Source organism: Stieleria bergensis, assembly GCA_007745635.1.
Lineage (GTDB): Bacteria > Planctomycetota > Planctomycetia > Pirellulales > Pirellulaceae > Stieleria > Stieleria bergensis.
Genome location: CP036272.1, coordinates 1,137,667 through 1,154,481 on the forward strand (window position 1 = coordinate 1,137,667; position 16,815 = coordinate 1,154,481).

Annotated in this window: 15 protein-coding genes; 1 reads left to right on the forward strand and 14 read right to left on the reverse strand. The window is 55.2% G+C overall.

The features are described from left to right. Positions 1–27 precede the first annotated feature (27 nt). The 8 genes from glpQ to SV7mr_RS03685 form a co-directional block, all read right to left on the reverse strand. Positions 28–966 (reverse strand): glycerophosphodiester phosphodiesterase, encoded by a 939-nt coding sequence (gene glpQ / locus SV7mr_RS03650; RefSeq protein WP_145269322.1) that lies wholly within the window; start codon positions 964–966, stop codon positions 28–30. Between the two features lie 65 nt (positions 967–1,031). After that, the gene (locus SV7mr_RS03655; RefSeq protein WP_145269324.1) at positions 1,032–1,805 is read right to left on the reverse strand and encodes a PIG-L deacetylase family protein; all 774 of its coding nucleotides are present in this window, start codon (positions 1,803–1,805) and stop codon (positions 1,032–1,034) included. Positions 1,806–1,867: 62 nt separating this feature from the next. After that, the gene (locus tag SV7mr_RS03660) at positions 1,868–2,215 is read right to left on the reverse strand and encodes a histidine kinase (protein WP_145269326.1); all 348 of its coding nucleotides are present in this window, start codon (positions 2,213–2,215) and stop codon (positions 1,868–1,870) included. Positions 2,216–2,741: 526 nt separating this feature from the next. Beyond that, positions 2,742–3,587 (reverse strand): sugar phosphate isomerase/epimerase family protein, encoded by an 846-nt coding sequence (locus SV7mr_RS03665; RefSeq protein ID WP_145269328.1) that lies wholly within the window; start codon positions 3,585–3,587, stop codon positions 2,742–2,744. A gap of 13 nt (positions 3,588–3,600) precedes the next feature. Further along, a complete protein-coding gene (locus SV7mr_RS03670; RefSeq protein WP_145269330.1) occupies positions 3,601–4,284 on the reverse strand; it encodes a hypothetical protein in 684 nt (227 codons plus the stop codon). A gap of 44 nt (positions 4,285–4,328) precedes the next feature. Beyond that, positions 4,329–4,811 (reverse strand): hypothetical protein, encoded by a 483-nt coding sequence (locus tag SV7mr_RS03675; protein ID WP_145269332.1) that lies wholly within the window; start codon positions 4,809–4,811, stop codon positions 4,329–4,331. 117 nt (positions 4,812–4,928) lie between these two features. Further along, complete coding sequence (locus SV7mr_RS03680; RefSeq protein WP_145269334.1) at positions 4,929–8,993, reverse strand: ELWxxDGT repeat protein; 4,065 nt, start codon at positions 8,991–8,993, stop codon at positions 4,929–4,931. Between the two features lie 198 nt (positions 8,994–9,191). Beyond that, positions 9,192–10,349, reverse strand: a complete 1,158-nt coding sequence (locus SV7mr_RS03685) for a TIGR03032 family protein (RefSeq protein WP_145269336.1) — start codon at positions 10,347–10,349, stop codon at positions 9,192–9,194. Positions 10,350–10,504: 155 nt separating this feature from the next. Between SV7mr_RS03685 and SV7mr_RS03690 the strand changes: the two genes are divergently transcribed. Further along, entirely contained in the window at positions 10,505–11,455 is a 951-nt protein-coding gene (locus SV7mr_RS03690; RefSeq protein ID WP_419188049.1) for an alpha/beta hydrolase, read from the forward strand. A gap of 5 nt (positions 11,456–11,460) precedes the next feature. Here the strand turns inward: SV7mr_RS03690 and SV7mr_RS03695 are convergent, their stop codons facing one another. The 6 genes from SV7mr_RS03695 to SV7mr_RS03720 form a co-directional block, all read right to left on the reverse strand. After that, on the reverse strand, positions 11,461–12,033 hold the full coding sequence (locus SV7mr_RS03695) for an isochorismatase family protein (protein WP_419188050.1): 573 nt from the start codon (positions 12,031–12,033) through the stop codon (positions 11,461–11,463). Positions 12,034–12,247: 214 nt separating this feature from the next. Then, positions 12,248–12,538 carry an FmdB family zinc ribbon protein gene (locus SV7mr_RS03700; RefSeq protein WP_145269342.1) on the reverse strand — a complete coding sequence of 97 codons (291 nt, stop codon included), beginning with the start codon at positions 12,536–12,538 and terminating at the stop codon, positions 12,248–12,250. 31 nt (positions 12,539–12,569) lie between these two features. After that, positions 12,570–13,139 carry a nucleotide exchange factor GrpE gene (gene grpE / locus SV7mr_RS03705; RefSeq protein ID WP_145269344.1) on the reverse strand — a complete coding sequence of 190 codons (570 nt, stop codon included), beginning with the start codon at positions 13,137–13,139 and terminating at the stop codon, positions 12,570–12,572. A 136-nt stretch (positions 13,140–13,275) separates the two neighbouring features. Further along, the gene (dnaJ, locus tag SV7mr_RS03710) at positions 13,276–14,394 is read right to left on the reverse strand and encodes a molecular chaperone DnaJ (protein ID WP_145269346.1); all 1,119 of its coding nucleotides are present in this window, start codon (positions 14,392–14,394) and stop codon (positions 13,276–13,278) included. A gap of 317 nt (positions 14,395–14,711) precedes the next feature. Continuing rightward, complete coding sequence (gene groL, locus SV7mr_RS03715) at positions 14,712–16,331, reverse strand: chaperonin GroEL (protein ID WP_145269348.1); 1,620 nt, start codon at positions 16,329–16,331, stop codon at positions 14,712–14,714. Positions 16,332–16,457: 126 nt separating this feature from the next. Continuing rightward, on the reverse strand, positions 16,458–16,754 hold the full coding sequence (locus SV7mr_RS03720) for a co-chaperone GroES (RefSeq protein WP_145269350.1): 297 nt from the start codon (positions 16,752–16,754) through the stop codon (positions 16,458–16,460). Between the last annotated feature and the right edge of the window lie 61 nt (positions 16,755–16,815).

A 16,815-nucleotide genomic window follows, 5' to 3' on the forward strand; every position in this document is an offset into this window, starting at 1 on the left:
TTCATGGACGCGTTTCGGGGCGTCTTGCTATGGATTGACTTTGTCTGGCTGGTCCGCGAACACACCGTCGATCTTTGCGGTTGCTAAGGCTTGAATCAGGGCGTGCAGGGAAGGGCAGTGCTTGGGCAAGGCATCCTCGCGCACGGTCCACGGATGCACGGCCAAACGTTGGTCGTGCGCGTGTTCGACGAGCTCTGTCAGGGTCACTTTCCCCTGCGAATCCCAGCGGACAATGTCGTTCAGATTCGGTCCAATGCCGTCGGCGGTGTCGCGTAGATCAGCCAAACCGGCGGGGGATTTTAAACGGTTGTAATCCGTTCCTGAAACTTCATCGTGGCCGCTGCCGATCAGCTGAATCAACAAACCTTGATACTTCAGCTCGTCACGAATCCGGCGGACTTCGAATTCGTCAAAGCATTGCAGGTAGCAAAGGTCTTGTTTGCGTTGATAGCCAAACTGAGACAGTGTTTTCAGCACGATGGCGGAAAGATCACAGCCTTGTTGACGATGCCATGCAGGTGCTTTGATCTCGGGATAGATCCCCGCGGTGCGGCCACTGGATTGATTCAGCGACTGAATGAAATCAATTTCTTCGGCCAAGGTTGGAATCTGAAAGTTGGCGAGCGTTCCCGCGTAGCGTTTGGGGAAGACCGCTTTGCCGCTGGAGAGATTTCTCCGTTCGTGCAGACTCAGTTGCTTGATTTCAGCCAACGTGAAGTCGATCGCGTAAAAACGTCCATCGGATCGTTTGCGGTCGGGGAATCGCTGAGCCACATCGCTGACGGTGTCCAGATGCACATCATGCATGACGATGGGCTGATGATCCTTGGTGGCAACGACGTCCTGTTCCAGGAAGTCGGCGCCCATCGCGTGAGCCATCCCTTTGGCAACCAGGGTGTGTTCAGGAACGTAACCACTGGCGCCGCGATGGGCGATCACAACCGGGATGAGAGCATCAAGGGGCATCGATCGATTCCTTTAAACTGAAACCAGCCAGCCCTGCGTGATCTGAGACCGAAACGCTCGGTTCATCAGGGAGCTTTGCCCTCGACGATCAGGTCAGCCAGTGCGGTACGCAGTGGATCATCGTCGGGGCCACAAAAGCCCCAGTGCAGGTGCTTGCGCCAGCCTTCAGCATATTCGAATTGACCGCTCATGGCGCCGGTGTCTGCGTTAATATCTTTCATGGTTTGGATGTAGCTATCCATCCCTTGCGTCTGATCGAGCCATTCCTTCTGGCTCGCGTGACAGCTCAGCAATTCGATCTTGCGATCGACCAAGTCGCTTTGGTCGACGTAAAAATGCGGGTGCACCACTTCGCCCAAGGGCGTGCGGTTGCCAACGGGCTGAGCATGATAAACCGTCACCGGGTCAAAGTATGACTCCGCAGGCGGATTGGATTCGAGGTTGGGCATGCCATGCGAGAACGCTGCGCTGACTGCGAGCCGGCAGGCAATCTCGTGATCCTCCATGTAGTCCGATGGAGAGTGCGTCAGGACGATGGATGGCTTGGCTTGCCGCACAATGGAGGTGACCTTTTGCAGGTTCTCAAAACTGTAGCTTGCTTCCATGTCCCGGTAGATGGGATTGTAGAACGTTGCACCCATCAAGCGGCACGACTCTTGAGCTTCTTTCAAGCGAGTCGCCGCGCATTCTTCGGGGGAAAGAACCGTGCTGCCCTTGGAACCATCGCACAGGTTCACATAGTGCAAATCCCAGCCTCGTTTGGCCAGTTGTAACATGGTTCCAACCATCAGGTATTCGATGTCATCAGGGTGAGCAGCGATGGCAAGTACCGAAGGCATAGTTGTTGGTTCCTGTCAGTGGTGAGGTCGTTAGAAAGACGTCGCTAAGCGAAAGCGTGTGTTTAGAACAGAGTCGGCAGTTGTTGGTCAAATTGTCCTTTGGTCAGCACGTGTTCGATTCCGGCGGCGCGAGCTTGGCGAAGTTGCTCGGTCTTGACGTGTGCCCCGTAAGCAATGATGGTTGCCTGAGGACAATTCTGCTGGCAATGTTCGGGAAGTTCATCGACAAGATGGCTAAACATGGAAAGGTCAACAATCACCCAACTGGCGTCACTGGCATCGGGTAATGCCCCGGTCAGTTGGAACGTTAGCCCACTGCGTTTGGCCGCCGATTCCACGCGTGAAGCGAACATCAAATCACCCGACAGGAAGACAACTTTACCGGGCGACTCAGAGGGCGTGTTGGACATGTTTGCAGTGAAAAAGTGGAGGCACTGGTGGGCAGTGAATTGGACACTCAGTGGACAGTTCCATTGACATGGGGCCGCCAGTCGGCACGGCGCGCATCCGACAACTCGGTCGCGAGGGTCGGGTATCCTGCATGTGAACGATCCACATCAAGGCACGGCATCGTTGTGTCCGCCACAGGGTGGTTGTTGCAGGTCGCTGCCCCGTGGATCATTTTGGGCACCATTGCGATGCAGATAAGATGCCCGATGACGACGAGCTTGCCAAGCGAAAAAATGTCGCCACGACAAGCTGTTTGCCTTGTTAAGAAAATCGCTGACCGCGTGGATCGACAGCGCACGTGGTTTCGGAAGGCAAGTGGTTTCAGAAAGCAAGTGGTTTCAGAAAGCAAGTGGTTTCAGAAAGCACGTTGAACGATTTGTCACGCAGGTGTGATGGCGGCTAGCAGACGCACGACCTCTCGGGCTTCACCCGTCACGGCGCGCTGGTTGCCGCGACGGGATTGACCGTGCTGGGCCACCGCCAACTCTAAGCGCGTTTGGCGACTTCAGATTTCATGAATTCCAGGCCGTCGGTGGCCAGTTTCAATTCATCGTCAAACATGCGTCGCCAGATCTTTGTCGCTGCGGCGATCTCTGGCAAGGCAAGGCCGAAGGCTTCGATCACCAGCCAGCCGTCGTAACCACAGGATTTGATGGCGTCAAAGTTTTCGGCCCAGTTCACACCACCTTTGCCCGGCGTGCTGCGATCGTTTTCGCTGATGTGAATGTGAAACAGCTTGTCGCCTCCTGCGTGAACAGCCTCGGTAACACTTTTTTCTTCGATGTTCGAATGAAAGGTGTCATACATCATGCCACAGGCGGGATGATTGACTTCGCGCACAAACCGCGTCGAATCAGCGTGGCAATTCAAAAGATAGGTTTCGAAGCGATTGAGTGCTTCGACGCCCAGCTTAACGCCGACTTCGCCAGCGTGCTCGGCGACTTCTTGCATGCTTTCCACGCCCCACTTCCATTCGTCGTCGGTTGGACCAGCACCACTGAAGGCTCCAATGGCCGAGTGATAGGGGCCAACCAATGTTTCCACGCCCGCGGCGGCACAGAGATCCAGCGTGCGCTTGGTCGCTTGGATGCCTTTTTGGCGAACATCGGCATCGGGCGAGATTGGGTTGTCTTCTTCGGTGCGGATCGTCACGGCAGTTCGCTGCAGACCAACCGAATCGAGAAACGAGCCTAGTGCGGCATAGTCCAGGTCCAGGTTGAACATGGGAAGTTCAACGCCGTCAAAGCCAATCGCTTTGAGCTTTTCGATCACTGGATAGAGTTCTTGGGTGACTTCGCCGCTCCAAAGCAGCAGGTTCATGCCGTACTTCATCGTTTGCTGGGTCCTAGTCCTGGGAAGGGAGGGGATAATGTAGAGATCCGTCGGGCTTCGTTAGGAACTCATTGAACCTGGATTCTACCAACTCTCGGGCCGCTGCCAGCCAGGGCAACAAAGATTCCGGCAACTCCCGGAGCCCAACTCGCCGCATGACCTGATTCAACCGCACCAGCAGTGAAGATCGGTCCGAATAATCGTACAGAAACCGTGATTCGCCAAACCGTTGCCAAGTCGCTGCCAGTGGTGCGGTTGATCGTCCCATGATTTGGCTCGCCTGGTCTTGGATCACATCGGCTGGCAGCGAGGCAAAAATCTGGTAATAGCGCGCGGCCAGCTCGGGGCGCTGTTCGATCCACACGGCATCCAAGAAGATTTCAATCAGGATGTGGCCCAAGAACATGGGCCGGAACCCTCGGTCGCCCGGCAGTCGCTCACGTAATTGAACCGCTAACTGCAGATTGACTTCGACGAACGCAGCGGTTGTATGGAACCAATGGTCGTCATCGATGTGGCGGAGGATGCCGGTGGCGATTTGCTGCTGCAGTGCATCGCTCGCCTGTTGTGCTTGCAGCGCCATCTTGCGCCGGACTCGCAGTTGGCGATCTGTCGCTCGCAGCAGGTCAGGCAGTGCCGTTCCAGCAACCACATGCGGCTGGTCGAGGATCGGTAAGGCATGGGTCAGAAAATTCATCAGGCTGGCTGTCTTGAATTGCATCACCAACCGGAGGGGTTGGATTAGGTAAGATAGCGTTCGATCGCCGGTTCTGGATACCCATCATAAAAGCGACGGATCCAATGACGCCCTGACCATTGCTGAAGGTGTTGCTGCCAGCCCATCCGTTGCATGAAGCGATCGCTAATCCCACCATTGGTCACATGGGCCACGATCGCCACCGCGCCTCGAGCTCGGGCGATTTCATCCAGAACATGCACGGCGCCAGCAAAGGATTGATAGCCTGCTTTGTGGCCGCTGCGAACATAATCCAAGGTCAAGAATCCTGGCATGCCAAGCGGTTGGTGATAGTCCAGCCAGCAGAGATCATCGTCCATTCTTCCATAGGTCATCTGCCACAGCACTTGGGCGACGGAGACCGTTGACGGCATCCAGCGACGACGGATCTGTTGAAGCTTGCCACCCTTCATGATGATGCGGCCGCAGCGCCAACGTTTCAGCAACTGGGTGTTTTCACGAGGGTCGGTCAAACAAGATTGAAACATCACAAGCACCGCAAGCAAACAGGAATCACAGAGCATCGACAGTTTGCCCCACGCACCGATTGGGCACTGCCTGCTCTTCAATTCCTAGCACGTAGCTTGGGTGGCGTGGCGGGATTCTTACCTGCTGGTGCTCAATCGCCGGCTAAAGGCTCCGTAGTCGACGCCATCGATGTCACCATCGCCATCAAAATCCAGATCATCGGTGTAACCGGGCGCGTTCAGGTATCCGCCAAGGAAACTGGCTAGGTCACCACCGTCGACCAACCCATCGCCGCCAAGTTCACCAAAGAGTCGAAAGAAGTTGTCGGTGGGCTGATCGCCAAAGGTGTCATCAGCGACCATCAACGTGCCGCTGATCGTGCTGGATGTTTCGATGCCGACAATCCGCAATTCGTAATTGCCATCTGCCAGCGAATGGCTGGTGCCACGTGTGTCGACCCCAGGACCGGCGGCAAAGGTCAATTCAGCGATCGTTTTTTCATTCTCGACTCGCAAGTCAACCAGTAACGTTGTGACCACCGTGTTGGTGGTCACGTTTGTTAGCTCGAAGGCAGCGCCCGGCAAGTCGACTTGGCTGTCAAAGGTGACGCTGACGCGGTCAACAATCGAACGCTGTGTTTCTTCCACCGGCGCCAAATGGTCTCCACCGGTGACAATGCTTTCCACTGCCGGGGCGACCTGATCCATGCGGAAGAGCTCTTGGCCGGTCCTGCCATTGTCCGCTGCAAAGTAGAACACGCCGTTGACTTGAACCATGTCGGTGGGCGAGCTGCCTTGGTTCGCGATCGGGTTGAGGTCATCGATCAAGAACGTTCGTTCGGCGCTCCGGTCGGTCACCCAAAGCTCTTGCTGCCCGATGCCTTGACCTTGAGCGCTAAAGATCAAACGATGTCCATTGTCCGCAAGTGGGACAGGGTTGCTGCTGGATATTCCCGGCAGTAGGTCGATGACCAACGTGGCATCATTTTCTGTTCCATCGCTGCGCCAGAGTTCACGGCCGTTGGTCAGGTCGCCGGCGCTGAAGTAAACGTCACCGCCAAACTTGGTAAAGTCACGTGGGTCCGAACCGCCACCGCCCGGCTGGATGTCAGCCAAACGATAGGTGCCATTGAGTGTTCCGTCGGTTCGGTAAGGTTCGAAGTTAAGGTCCGAAGATGCGGCAGAGAAGTACAGGATGTCATCGATCACGGTCAAATGACGCGGCAATGAAGAGCCCCCGCCAACGCGAATGTCGGTTAGCGGATGCTTTGTGCCGTTGAAATCCAAGTACCAGAGTTCGTCACCGTTTGTGCCGTCGGTGCCAGTGAAGAACAGTTTGTTGCCCATCACTGTCAATTGTGCTGGATTGCCGTCGGACGTTCCCATGCGGAGGTCTGCAGCAAGTTCGACGATCTCCTGCTCTGGGTCATAGGCGAATAACTCCCGGCCGATGTTCTCAAACTCGGGGGTGGAGCTGTTGGTGTCGGCGCTAAAGTAAATGCGCTGGTTGAAGGCTGCCAGACTGCGCGGTTCGCTGCTGGGAATGCCTGGGATCATGTCTGTTAGACGCTGGGCCGATCCTGCAGCATTGATTCGCCAAAGTTCGATCCCCGCCGTGCTGTCGCTGCTGACAAAGTAGGCCCAGCTATCGTAAACGACAAATCGCGTGCCATCTTCGTCCAGTTCAATGGGCTGTTGAGCGGCCAGGGCCGTCACGGGCGTGGCAAGATTAGTAGGGTCCAGTAAATAAATCTGTCCATTGACACCCGTGGTGTTACTGTAAAACAACGCCGTGCCGGTGACTGGATCCAAGACATTCAGTTCCGAGATCTGGTCCACAGAGGAGGGCGAGGCGTCAAAGACTTGCGTCACCGTATCGGTCGTGGTATCCATCTTGAACAGCGTCTCGCCGTTGATGCCGTCATTGGCGGCAAAGAAAATGTCCGTGCCGACCACATACAGATCGTTGACTTCCGAATCTTCAGTGAACAAGTTAATGTTCTTAAGCTCTCTGGTTCCTGGATTGGAGCTGGAGTCCGTTCCATCACTGAGCCATAGTTCGCGGTCTTGGAACTGATTCGTTGTCGTAAAGATCAGTTCCCCGTTAATCTCTCCCAGTAATTCCGGAGCACCGTCCAGAGGCGCGCCGTATAAATCGACTCCCTGCAATGAGTCGACCATCTGTGTGGTGCCAACGTCGCTCCCATCGCTGAACCACAGTTCCCGGCCGGTGCCTACAACGTCGTCCGCCGAAAAGAAGAGGTTGTTGCCAACGGCGACCAGGTCGGAGGGGTTTGAAGATCCGACCGGGACGATGTCTTTGACAATCGCGGTGCCTTGCGGTGAGCCATCGGTGCGATGTAGCTCACGTCCCAGGGGAACACGTTGGGTTGTATTGGCTGAGAGATCGGCAGTCAGCTGAGCGTTGATCAGGAACGCTTCGCTACCGCCGTCTGGAAAGACATTGGCACCGTTGACACCCATCGTCATCCGCACCGTTGCGGCTGTCACGTTGCTGCCACCAGAATTGGATAACTGCAGGTTGTCACCGTCTCTAGCGCCGTACCAGTTGTCGATCGCGTCCCCTGTGCTGTCGCCGGGAACCTGCCATGTGCTGACGGGCGTGTTGAAGTCTTCATTCAGGTATAAAGTGAACGTGACGCCTTCATTCACCTCGCCATTGTCCATCTGGTTGCCGGAAATGAAACCGGAGAAGTCAATGTTGGACAGTCCAGCATCATCGCTAATGGTCCAGTCCCAGTATTCTTGATCAAGTTCACCGGAGCCAATCGATTGAATGTAGAAGTCGCCCACTTCGATGTTCGTCAACGCGACACCGGCCGAACCGATCCGCGCGGTCCCTCCGTCGACAAATCCCGGTCCATCATCGGAACAGCACTGGGCAACCGTGGAGACAGTTGAACTGCCGGCGGCATCGGAGAGCGTGCCTTGAAAGGCATTGTTAACGCTCGTGAAAATGCCAGCAAATCCGCCGCTGCGAGTGGTGTTGTCCCCATTGAGATCTGGCTGGTCAGCGACGACTTGAGTCAGCGGGCGAGAGCCATTGGCAGCAAAGAAGACTTCATTGCCGGCCACCGTGAATTCGGCTGGACTGGACGAGCCCAGTCCGCCTGTGGTGTCGGCAATCAATTCAATGCCCTGGTCATTAGCGCGGTAGACATGTCGATTGCCAGCACTGTCCCGAGCGGAGAACAGCAGCGAATTGCCGAAGGCGGTCAATTCGAGCGGGTCTGAATCGGCCGATCCCGGATTCAAGTCGTCCACCAAGATCGTTCCATTGGCTGTCCCGTCACTTTTGAAAAGCTCAATGCCATGGTCGAGGTCATACGCCGCGAAAAATAACGTGCCATCGACGTTGGTCAGATAGGACGGGTATGAGCTGACGGTCGATAATTCACCACCATCGGCGGGGTCGATGGTCAGGTCGACAACCATCATCGTGCCAGCGGCTGTTCCATCCGATTTCCATAGCTCGCGGTTGTAGTCACTGTCTTCATAGGACGTAAAGAACAGGGTTCCATCGACGTCGGTTAAATCCTCGGGGCGGCCGAAGGCAGTCGCATCCGGATTGATGTCTTCAACCAGGACCGTGCCGTTGCTGGTGCCATCACTCCGCCAAAGTTCATAGCCGCTGTTCTCTTCGTAGGCCGTGAAGAAAAGTTGATCACCGCTCTTGGTCAACTGATCCATTGAATAGACACCCGCTTCGTTGGCGTCATACACCATCATGGTGCCGGATTCTGTCCCGTCACTTTTCCAGAGATTCGTCTCTCCGCCTTCGTCCAAGGCAATGAAAAATAACTTGCCGTCGAGGACTGTTAAACCTTCCGGTTGCCCACCGACCGGCCCAGGGACGATGTCTTTGACTTGTGAGGTTCCTGCCGAGGTTCCGTCGGTCTTCCAAAGTTCACCACCAGACAGGCCATCATTGGCAACAAAGTAGCCCACGTCATCCATTTCAATGTATTGGTTGATGGACGACGATTCGCCAATCAAGTTGATGTCGCTGACAAGATCAATCGCAAAGGTCAGTAAGTGGCGATCTTCTAACCGTTGCAGGGCGTTGGTTAGTTGTCGACGACTTCGATGCTTTCGCTGGCCAAGACGTTTGTTGCTGGACACTCGAGGGCGTTTGGAGTCACTGTTGCGTTTGGATAACTGCGCGTTACGACCGACCTTCATGGGGCATGCAAATGATTCGAGGTGGGAGGCTGAGGTGCCTGTGATAAGTCGGCTTGAAGAGCCCGGTTTTCGCGGTGCAATTCATCGCGATGCACTGCAAGGCTCTCAAAGCAGGAGCGAGACGAGGCTTGCAGTATAACCGAACGCTGCGGCTGATGAGGGCGGCTGAACCTTTTCAGCAGACTTGCTGCCGGGGTTTCAGTCGCGCTGGCTTTGGGGCGGTCGTCTCGTGACCCCTCTGCGGGCAGGGCTTTGGTTTAACGCACTGACTTGGTCGTGTCTTGGGATGACCCAGACTGAACTCTGGCCATCTTCTTTTGGGTAAGGGCCGCAAACAACCGGTCGTTTGCTGTGAGGAACCACTTGCACGTCAAATAATTCTTCAACACCACTGACGAATTCTAAGTACGCGACGCACTGTCCACTTTTCAAGTCGACCAGGACCACACCGCAGCGCATCTCATCTGGTTTTTCACAAATCGGCACACCACCGAAGACCGATGTCTCTCGTGCACGGCTCATCCCGATGATTGCGAATTGTCCGGCAAAGGCCAGGCCGCGTCCATAGCCAGGGTATTGGGCAACCGTGGTGACTTGGCCTGACAGGGGATCGATCGTGATCAAGCGTCCTCGCCCACTATCGAGCGCATACAATTTGTCCTGATAAAGCCTAGGTGAATGCGGCATGCACAGGTTTTTGGCAATCACTTGTTGTGATTCAACCTCCATGATCACGCCGCCGTTGGCTTTGTGCTCTTTCCAGCTGCGTGGCTGATTGCCGGTGCCCAGCATCGAGACATACTTGGGGCGACCGTCGAGCATCGCCATGCCGTTTAAATGGCAGCGGTCTTGTGGTTCCAGATCGGAAATGAAGTCTGGTTTCCACTGTGGCACAAAGGCAAAGTCTTCGTGCAGTGTGCACAAGCAAGAAAACAGTGTATTGATCACCCACAGTTCTCCGTCTGTTCCCCAGCTCATTTCATGAATCGAAATGTTGCCAGTGACGAACGATTCACGAGCAAGGAATGCCTTGTCATAGGTGCCTGCGTGTTCCACATGCTGTGCCATCGGGCCGGCATCGCTTAAAAACCAAATCAAGTTGGGGCCTCCCACTGCGATGCGGTCTGCAGGTTGACCGTCCGCCATGACCGGACTGGTCACACCCATGGCTTGTTGGAAATTGGAGAACTGCAAATGCAGCTGACCATCGGAGGCAGAAATGCAGGCGAGTTTCCCTGCGGCATAGGTGGAAACCAATAACGAACAGTGAAGATGTTCCAGAATGGGCACAAATTGCGTGCTATGTCGAAAATCGATCTGCCGCTTTGGGACTGAAGGGGATTTTTTTTGTACCATGAGCGCTATTATCACCGTCGATGGGGCTCTTGAATCTTTGATGCGGTGGAGTGGATTTGATTCACCTTGTTGCGATGTCGTTTAGCGATTGGGGCAGGGGAACGAATCAGATCACTTCTTTTTTAGATGTCTTGCGAAGCATGATAGGGAAGGGAATGTCCAGCCAGGATAACCGAACATCGGAGCAAGCGTCCGCTGAAAACGCTTCACCAGCAAAACGTCCAACGATTGTGCAACGCGGCATTCAGTGTTTTAGAGTCTGCGTCATCGTTTATGTGTTGGTCTTGATTGCGATGGTTGTTTTCGAGAGTCGCTTGGTTTACCCAGGCGCTTATTTTACCCACCGCAACGCCGCTGTCCTTCCGGAGGTCGAAGACTGGGACTATCGCAACAAGGATGACTTGAAATTGACCGGACGGAAATTGTTGCGGCCGGATGCGAAGCGGACGGTGTTGTTGTTACACGGCAATGGCATTCAGGCCAAGTGGATGGACTTAAGAATCTCGCAGCTTGCCAATCTGTTGCAGTGTGATGTTTACTGCGCCGAGTACAGTGGTTTTCAGTACTCCGAGATCACGCCTTGCGAAGAGAACTTTCTAGCCGATGCTTGCTCGGCCCATCAAGCGGCCTGTCAAGATGCTGGTGTGCAGCGTCAAGACTTGGTTGTGTATGGCACTTCATTGGGCGGCGCGGCAGTGGCTGAAGTTGCCAGCATCAATCAGTCGAAAACAATCATTCTGGATCGAACTTTTGATGCAGCTGTGGCCGTTGCGGCGCAAAAGTACTGGATGATGCCGGTGCGATGGTTGATGCAAAATCGCTTTGAATCCCAACGCCGATTAAGCGAGTTTCAAGGCAAGGTCGTCCAGATTCATGGACCGCCTGATGCCATCGTTCCCTATCGCAATGGTAAGGCCCTCTTTGATTCCATCCCCAGTGAAGACAAAAACTTTCTGACTGTGGAAGGGCTGGGCCACAATGATTCGATGCCCAACGAAGTCTTGCGGCAAGTCGAAGCGTTGTTGCCCGAGTCAAACGTGCCCGAGTCAAGCGTGCCCGAGTCAAGCGTGCCCGCGCTAGAGGGCTCCAGTGCCGCCGGTGAATGACTCGTTCAGCCGTCGGCGAATGACTTGACGAGCTTGCTGATGGCTTTGAATTGGGGATGGCTGGCGCTGCGCAGCCACTGAAAGAAAACGGATTCGACGGTGGTGATGATTGCGCCTTGCTGTTGCATCTGAGCCATCGCGGTTTCATGTTCCCAGCCACCTCGGGCGGCAACGGCTTCGGAGACAATAAACACTTGCTTGCCTTCGGCTAACAAGTCTAAGACCGTTTGCAGCACACAAATGTGAGTTTCAATCCCACAAACCAGGATCTGGTCGCGGCCTTCATGATGCCACCGGTCCAGTGCTGTTCGGCAGACTGCCGAGGAGAAGTCAAGCTTCTCTTGAGCGCTGGGAAATTGCTGGTCAAGCGGATCGACCAGTCCGCCAAGGCCCTTGGGATATTGGACCGTCGCTGCGCTGGGAACGTCTAACAGATCGGCGCCTTGCAGCAGCGACTGAGTCCAGGCAACAACGTCCTGTCCCGATGGAATCACGGGAACAAGTTTCTGTTGCAGGTCGATGATCAAGATGGCTGATCGATGGGGCTGCAGAACGTCCGTTGAGGCATGGTGCGGCATGAGAGTGACTCGCTGGGCGGCAGAACTGGGCGGCAGGATCGGGCGGCAGGATCGGGCATTCGATTGGGACGACGCGATGAATTGGCCATTCGGTCTCAAGGCTTTAGCGCGTGATGCATCTTGAGTGGACCAGCCCGTTTTGCTCAGGTGCGACCGATCGGTGAACGTCGATCGCATGGCGCTGCGCGTCCCTTTGCAGCGGTCAGTGGCTCGGTTACTCAGGCTTGCTGGGTTTCTTGCTTTTTGAATCGGACTTGCTGCTGTCCGATTTCTTCTCGCTAGCCGCTTTCTTATCCGCTTTGGCTGCTTTCTTGTAGCCTTCGCTGCGATAGTCGGTTTGGTAGAACCCGCTTCCTTTGAACATGATCGCGGCGCCGGTCCCGAACAGTCGCTTGAGCTTCAGCTTCTTGCACTCGGGGCACTTCTTTAGAATAGGATCGCTGATCTTTTGAAAGACTTCCATTTCGTGCCCGCATGCTGAGCACTCGTAGTCATAGGTTGGCATGAGCGTTGACCTAAAAAAAGGAGCAATGGAATTAGGAAGCAGCACCACTGCTGACAACCACTTGGCTAGGCCGAATCACGCGATCGTGTAGCTTAAATCCGTTGACGGCAACATGAGAGACTTGGCCGGCGGGGACATCCGGGCTGGGCATCTGCGAGATTGCTTCATGGTGATTGGGGTCAAACTCTTCGCCCATCGCCGGGATCTCAGTGACTTGGTACTTGGCCAGCACATCGGTCAACTGTTTGGCAACCATCGCGACTCCATCTCGCAGTCCGCTCACTGAATCACCTTCGCCGGAGGCTGCTTCGAGCGCGCGGTTCAGATTATCGTGAACTTGCAGCAAGTCGACGATCAGATTTGTGGAAGCAAACTTCAGTTGATCGTCAAAATCACGCCGCATGCGTTTGCGAAAGTTTTCGGCTTCCGCCTGGGCTTGCAGCACGCGTTTGTCTGCTTCGGCGGCTTGAGTGCGTAGCCGTTCCATTTCTTCGTCGCGAGTCTCTGGCGCGTCGTCGCTGCTGGGGTCGACGGCGTCCACGACTTGTTCATCGATGACGACGTCGACTTCGTTTTTGTTGTTGGCTTGTTCGTTGCTCATGGTTCTATCAGCCTGGCGGGATTGGCCCGCTTGACGGTTTGGTCAGCTTGAATGTGTGTGTGCGTGCGGGAGGTTTGGTAATTGGAGCGCTGTTGTGAATCGACGCGATGTTGTTGCCGAATCAGCGAAGCTCTGATTAACCAAACAGCGTGGTGACTTTTTCGAGGAATGTCTTGCGATGTGGCAGCAGTGATTCGCTATCGAGTTCAGCAAGTTTTCGCAGCAGCTCTTCTTGTTCGGCGGACACCTTTTTGGGGACCTCAATGAAGACTTGCACCAATAAGTCGCCGGGGCCACCTCCGCGCGGGTTAACGACCCCTTTCCCCACCAGGGTGAACACGTCACCGTTTTGGGTTCCTGGGTCGATTCGTAGCGGTTCTGGGCCGTCCAGGGTGGGGACTTCGATCTCCGCGCCCAAGGCGGCTTGTGTATAACTGATCGGAATTTTCAGGATCAGGCTTTCGCCTTCCCGGCGAAACAGTTCATGCGGTTTAACGGTGATAAAGCAGTAGCAATCTCCGGGCGGTCCACCGTCAGGGCTGGCCTCGCCTTCACCTTGCACGCGAACCCGCATTCCATCATCGATCCCCGCTGGGATTTCGACGGTCAGTTCAGCGCGTTCAGTTTGCAGTCCGCTCCCACGGCAGTCACCGCAGGGCTGGCTGATTTGTTTGCCGGCGCCACCGCAATGTGGGCAGGCGGTTTGGACTCGTAGAATGCCAGCGGACTGAATGACTTGTCCGCGACCACCACAGGTATTGCAGGTGATCGGTTCGCTGCCTGGAGCAGCGCCATCGCCGTCGCAGGTATCACAGGGGACATTCCTGCGATAGGAGACTTCTTTCGCGACCCCTTTAGCGGCCTCGTCCAGCGTGAGCGTGATGTTACAGCGGACATCTGCGCCGCGTCGCGTGCGTCGTCGTCCTCCTCCTCGGCTGCGACCACCGAACAGGTCGCCAAACATTCCGCCGCCAAACATCTCGCCAAAGGCTTCAAAGATGTCTTCAACGTCGTTGAATTGTGCTCCGCCATCCATGCCTGCGTGACCGTACTGGTCATAGCGAGCGCGTTTTTCGGCGTCTCCCAGCACATCATAGGCTTCCGACGCTTCTTTGAATCGCTCGACGGCGTCTTCGGCTTTGCTGCTGTCGGGGTGGTACTTGATCGCCAGCTTTCGATAGGCGCGATCAATTTCAATTTTGGTGCACGTTCGCGTGACGCTAAGTACTTCGTAGTGGTCTCTTTTTTCGCTCATCAGGTAGCCCGAGTCAACCGCGTCGGTGATTCCGAGTGCTGCGGTTATCCCGCGTGGCACAATATGAAAGTGTGCGTGTCGCAAATGGTATGAAGGAACAAAGCAGGCCGCATGCCTCGTGATGCAGACAGCGGCCTGAGTGTTCGTTCAGTGGCTGACACCTGTCAGCACTTGAAAAATCAAGCGAAGCGAACGCTTGATAGAAGTTGGTTACAACGGTGGCAAGCACAGTTCATTGAACGCAAGCAAGCCGGTTGTTTGGGTTCACCACGCGTTGATTGCCAGGCAATCAACGCGGTGAGATCATGCGAGATTGCTTAGGCAACCACGCCTTCGATTCCCGGACCTTCTTTATCTTCTTTTTCGAAGTTGGTGACCATCGCTTCGGTGGTCAACAGAAGGCCAGCGATACTGCCAGCATTGGTCAATGCAGTGCGAACGACCTTCACGGGGTCGATCACGCCAGCTTTGAACATGTCGGTGTATTCGCCTGAGTGGGCGTTGTAGCCGATGGTGGCTTTCTTTTGCTGAACTTCGTCAACGACGACGCTGCCGTCGATGCCGCCGTTGTCAGCAATTTGACGCATGGGAGCCGCCAGGGCACTACAGACGATTTCAACGCCGATTTTCTCGTCGCCTTTGGCTTTGCTCTTGGCAGCTTCAATGGCTTCGATGCAGCGAACCAATGCGACGCCACCACCGGGCAGGATGCCTTCTTCGACAGCAGCACGTGTGGCGTGCAGAGCGTCTTCTAGGCGAGCCTTGGTTTGCTTCATTTCAGCTTCGGTTTCAGCACCGACGCTGATGACGGCAACACCACCGGAAAGTTTTGCCAAACGCTCTTGGTACTTTTCTTTGTCGTAGTCGCTGTCACTTTGCTCGATTTGAGCTCGGATTTGAGCGACGCGTTGGTCGATGGCTTCACGCTTTCCACCGCCTTCGACGATGGTGGTGCTGCCTTTGTCGACGACAACGCTTTTGGCACGACCGAGTTGTTCCAAGGTCACGTTTTCTAGCTGGATGCCCAGGTCTTCGCTGATCAGTGTTCCGCCGGTCAGCGTGGCGATGTCACCAAGCATGGCTTTACGGCGATCGCCAAAGCCAGGAGCTTTGACGGCACAGACGTTCAGTGTGCCACGAAGTTTGTTGACCACCAACAGGGTCAGGGCTTCTGCGTCGACGTCTTCGGCGATGATCATCAGTGGTTGGCCAGTTTGAGCTGACTTTTCCAACAGAGGAATCAGGTCGCGAATGTTGCTGATCTTCTTTTCGTAGATCAGGACCAAGGCGTTCTCCAAGTTGGCTTCCATCGAACCGGCGTCGGTGATGAAGTAGGGAGAGATATAGCCTTTGTCGAACTGCATGCCGTCGACGTAGTTCACGTCGGTGTCACGAGTCTTGCCTTCTTCAACGGTGATCACACCGTCTTTGCCAACGCGTTCCAAGGCATCAGCGAGCAGGTCGCCGATGACTTGGTCGTTGTTGGCACTGATCGCGCCAACGCTGGCGATTTGAGCTTTGTCTTCAACCGGACGACCCATTTCGTGCAGTTTGGCCGAGGCAGCTTCGATCGCTTTGTCGATGCCGCGACGAACAGCGGTTGGGTTGCTACCGGCAACGATGTTTCGCAGGCCTTCTTTGAAGATGGCGCGTGCTAGGACGGTCGCCGTCGTGGTGCCGTCACCAGCCAGGTCGCTGGTCTTTTGAGCCACTTCGATGACGAGCTTGGCGCCCATGTTTTCGAAGCGATCTTCAAGTTCGATTTCTTTGGCCACGGTGACACCGTCTTTGGTGACAGTGGGTCCGCCGAAGGACTTATCAATGATGACATTGCGGCCAGTGGGGCCCATGGTGACTGCCACGGCGTTGGCCAGCTTGTCGATCCCGGCCATCATGCGGGCCCGGGCGTTATCGTCAAAAAGGAGTTGTTTTGCCACGAGAGGATTCCTCGAACAGTGTGATAGGTGCTGTGATTGAACGCATCCAAGGTCACGTCTGACGTTTTGGCGATCGCAGCGGATTGATCCCGCTGCGTTCTCAACCAAAGGTGTCAGAGGTAACGGCTAGAGAAGCTTGGCGAGGATATCGCTCTCACGAAGGATCTTCATTTCCTGACCGTCGACTTCGATGTCGCTGCCGCCGTAGCGGCCGTAGATGACCAGGTCGCCAAGGGCAACGCTGACTTCGCCACGGTTGCCGCTTTCGAGAAGTCTGCCAGGGCCAACCGCGACGACGGTGCCACGTTGTGGCTTTTCTTTTGCTGAATCGGGCAGGACGATGCCGCCTGCAGTGGTTTCTTCTGCTTCAAGTGGTTGAACAACGACGCGATCATCCAGGGGACGCAATTTCAAATCAGCCATGTTTAATTCGGTTTCGATTAAGAGTGTGTAAGGTTGGGTTTATGTTGGTTGATCGCGGCAA

Excerpts from the sequence above, each read along its gene's own strand:
- glpQ (WP_145269322.1), bottom strand. The coding sequence starts at position 966 with ATGCCCCTTGATGCTCTCATCCCGGTTGTGATCGCCCATCGCGGCGCC.
- SV7mr_RS03655 (WP_145269324.1), bottom strand. The coding sequence starts at position 1,805 with ATGCCTTCGGTACTTGCCATCGCTGCTCACCCTGATGACATCGAATAC.
- SV7mr_RS03660 (WP_145269326.1), bottom strand. The coding sequence starts at position 2,215 with ATGTCCAACACGCCCTCTGAGTCGCCCGGTAAAGTTGTCTTCCTGTCG.
- SV7mr_RS03665 (WP_145269328.1), bottom strand. The coding sequence starts at position 3,587 with ATGAAGTACGGCATGAACCTGCTGCTTTGGAGCGGCGAAGTCACCCAA.
- SV7mr_RS03670 (WP_145269330.1), bottom strand. The coding sequence starts at position 4,284 with ATGAATTTTCTGACCCATGCCTTACCGATCCTCGACCAGCCGCATGTG.
- SV7mr_RS03675 (WP_145269332.1), bottom strand. The coding sequence starts at position 4,811 with ATGTTTCAATCTTGTTTGACCGACCCTCGTGAAAACACCCAGTTGCTG.
- SV7mr_RS03680 (WP_145269334.1), bottom strand. The coding sequence starts at position 8,993 with ATGAAGGTCGGTCGTAACGCGCAGTTATCCAAACGCAACAGTGACTCC.
- SV7mr_RS03685 (WP_145269336.1), bottom strand. The coding sequence starts at position 10,349 with ATGGTACAAAAAAAATCCCCTTCAGTCCCAAAGCGGCAGATCGATTTT.
- SV7mr_RS03690 (WP_419188049.1), top strand. The coding sequence starts at position 10,505 with ATGTCCAGCCAGGATAACCGAACATCGGAGCAAGCGTCCGCTGAAAAC.
- SV7mr_RS03695 (WP_419188050.1), bottom strand. The coding sequence starts at position 12,033 with ATGCCGCACCATGCCTCAACGGACGTTCTGCAGCCCCATCGATCAGCC.
- SV7mr_RS03700 (WP_145269342.1), bottom strand. The coding sequence starts at position 12,538 with ATGCCAACCTATGACTACGAGTGCTCAGCATGCGGGCACGAAATGGAA.
- grpE (WP_145269344.1), bottom strand. The coding sequence starts at position 13,139 with ATGAGCAACGAACAAGCCAACAACAAAAACGAAGTCGACGTCGTCATC.
- dnaJ (WP_145269346.1), bottom strand. The coding sequence starts at position 14,394 with ATGAGCGAAAAAAGAGACCACTACGAAGTACTTAGCGTCACGCGAACG.
- SV7mr_RS03720 (WP_145269350.1), bottom strand. The coding sequence starts at position 16,754 with ATGGCTGATTTGAAATTGCGTCCCCTGGATGATCGCGTCGTTGTTCAA.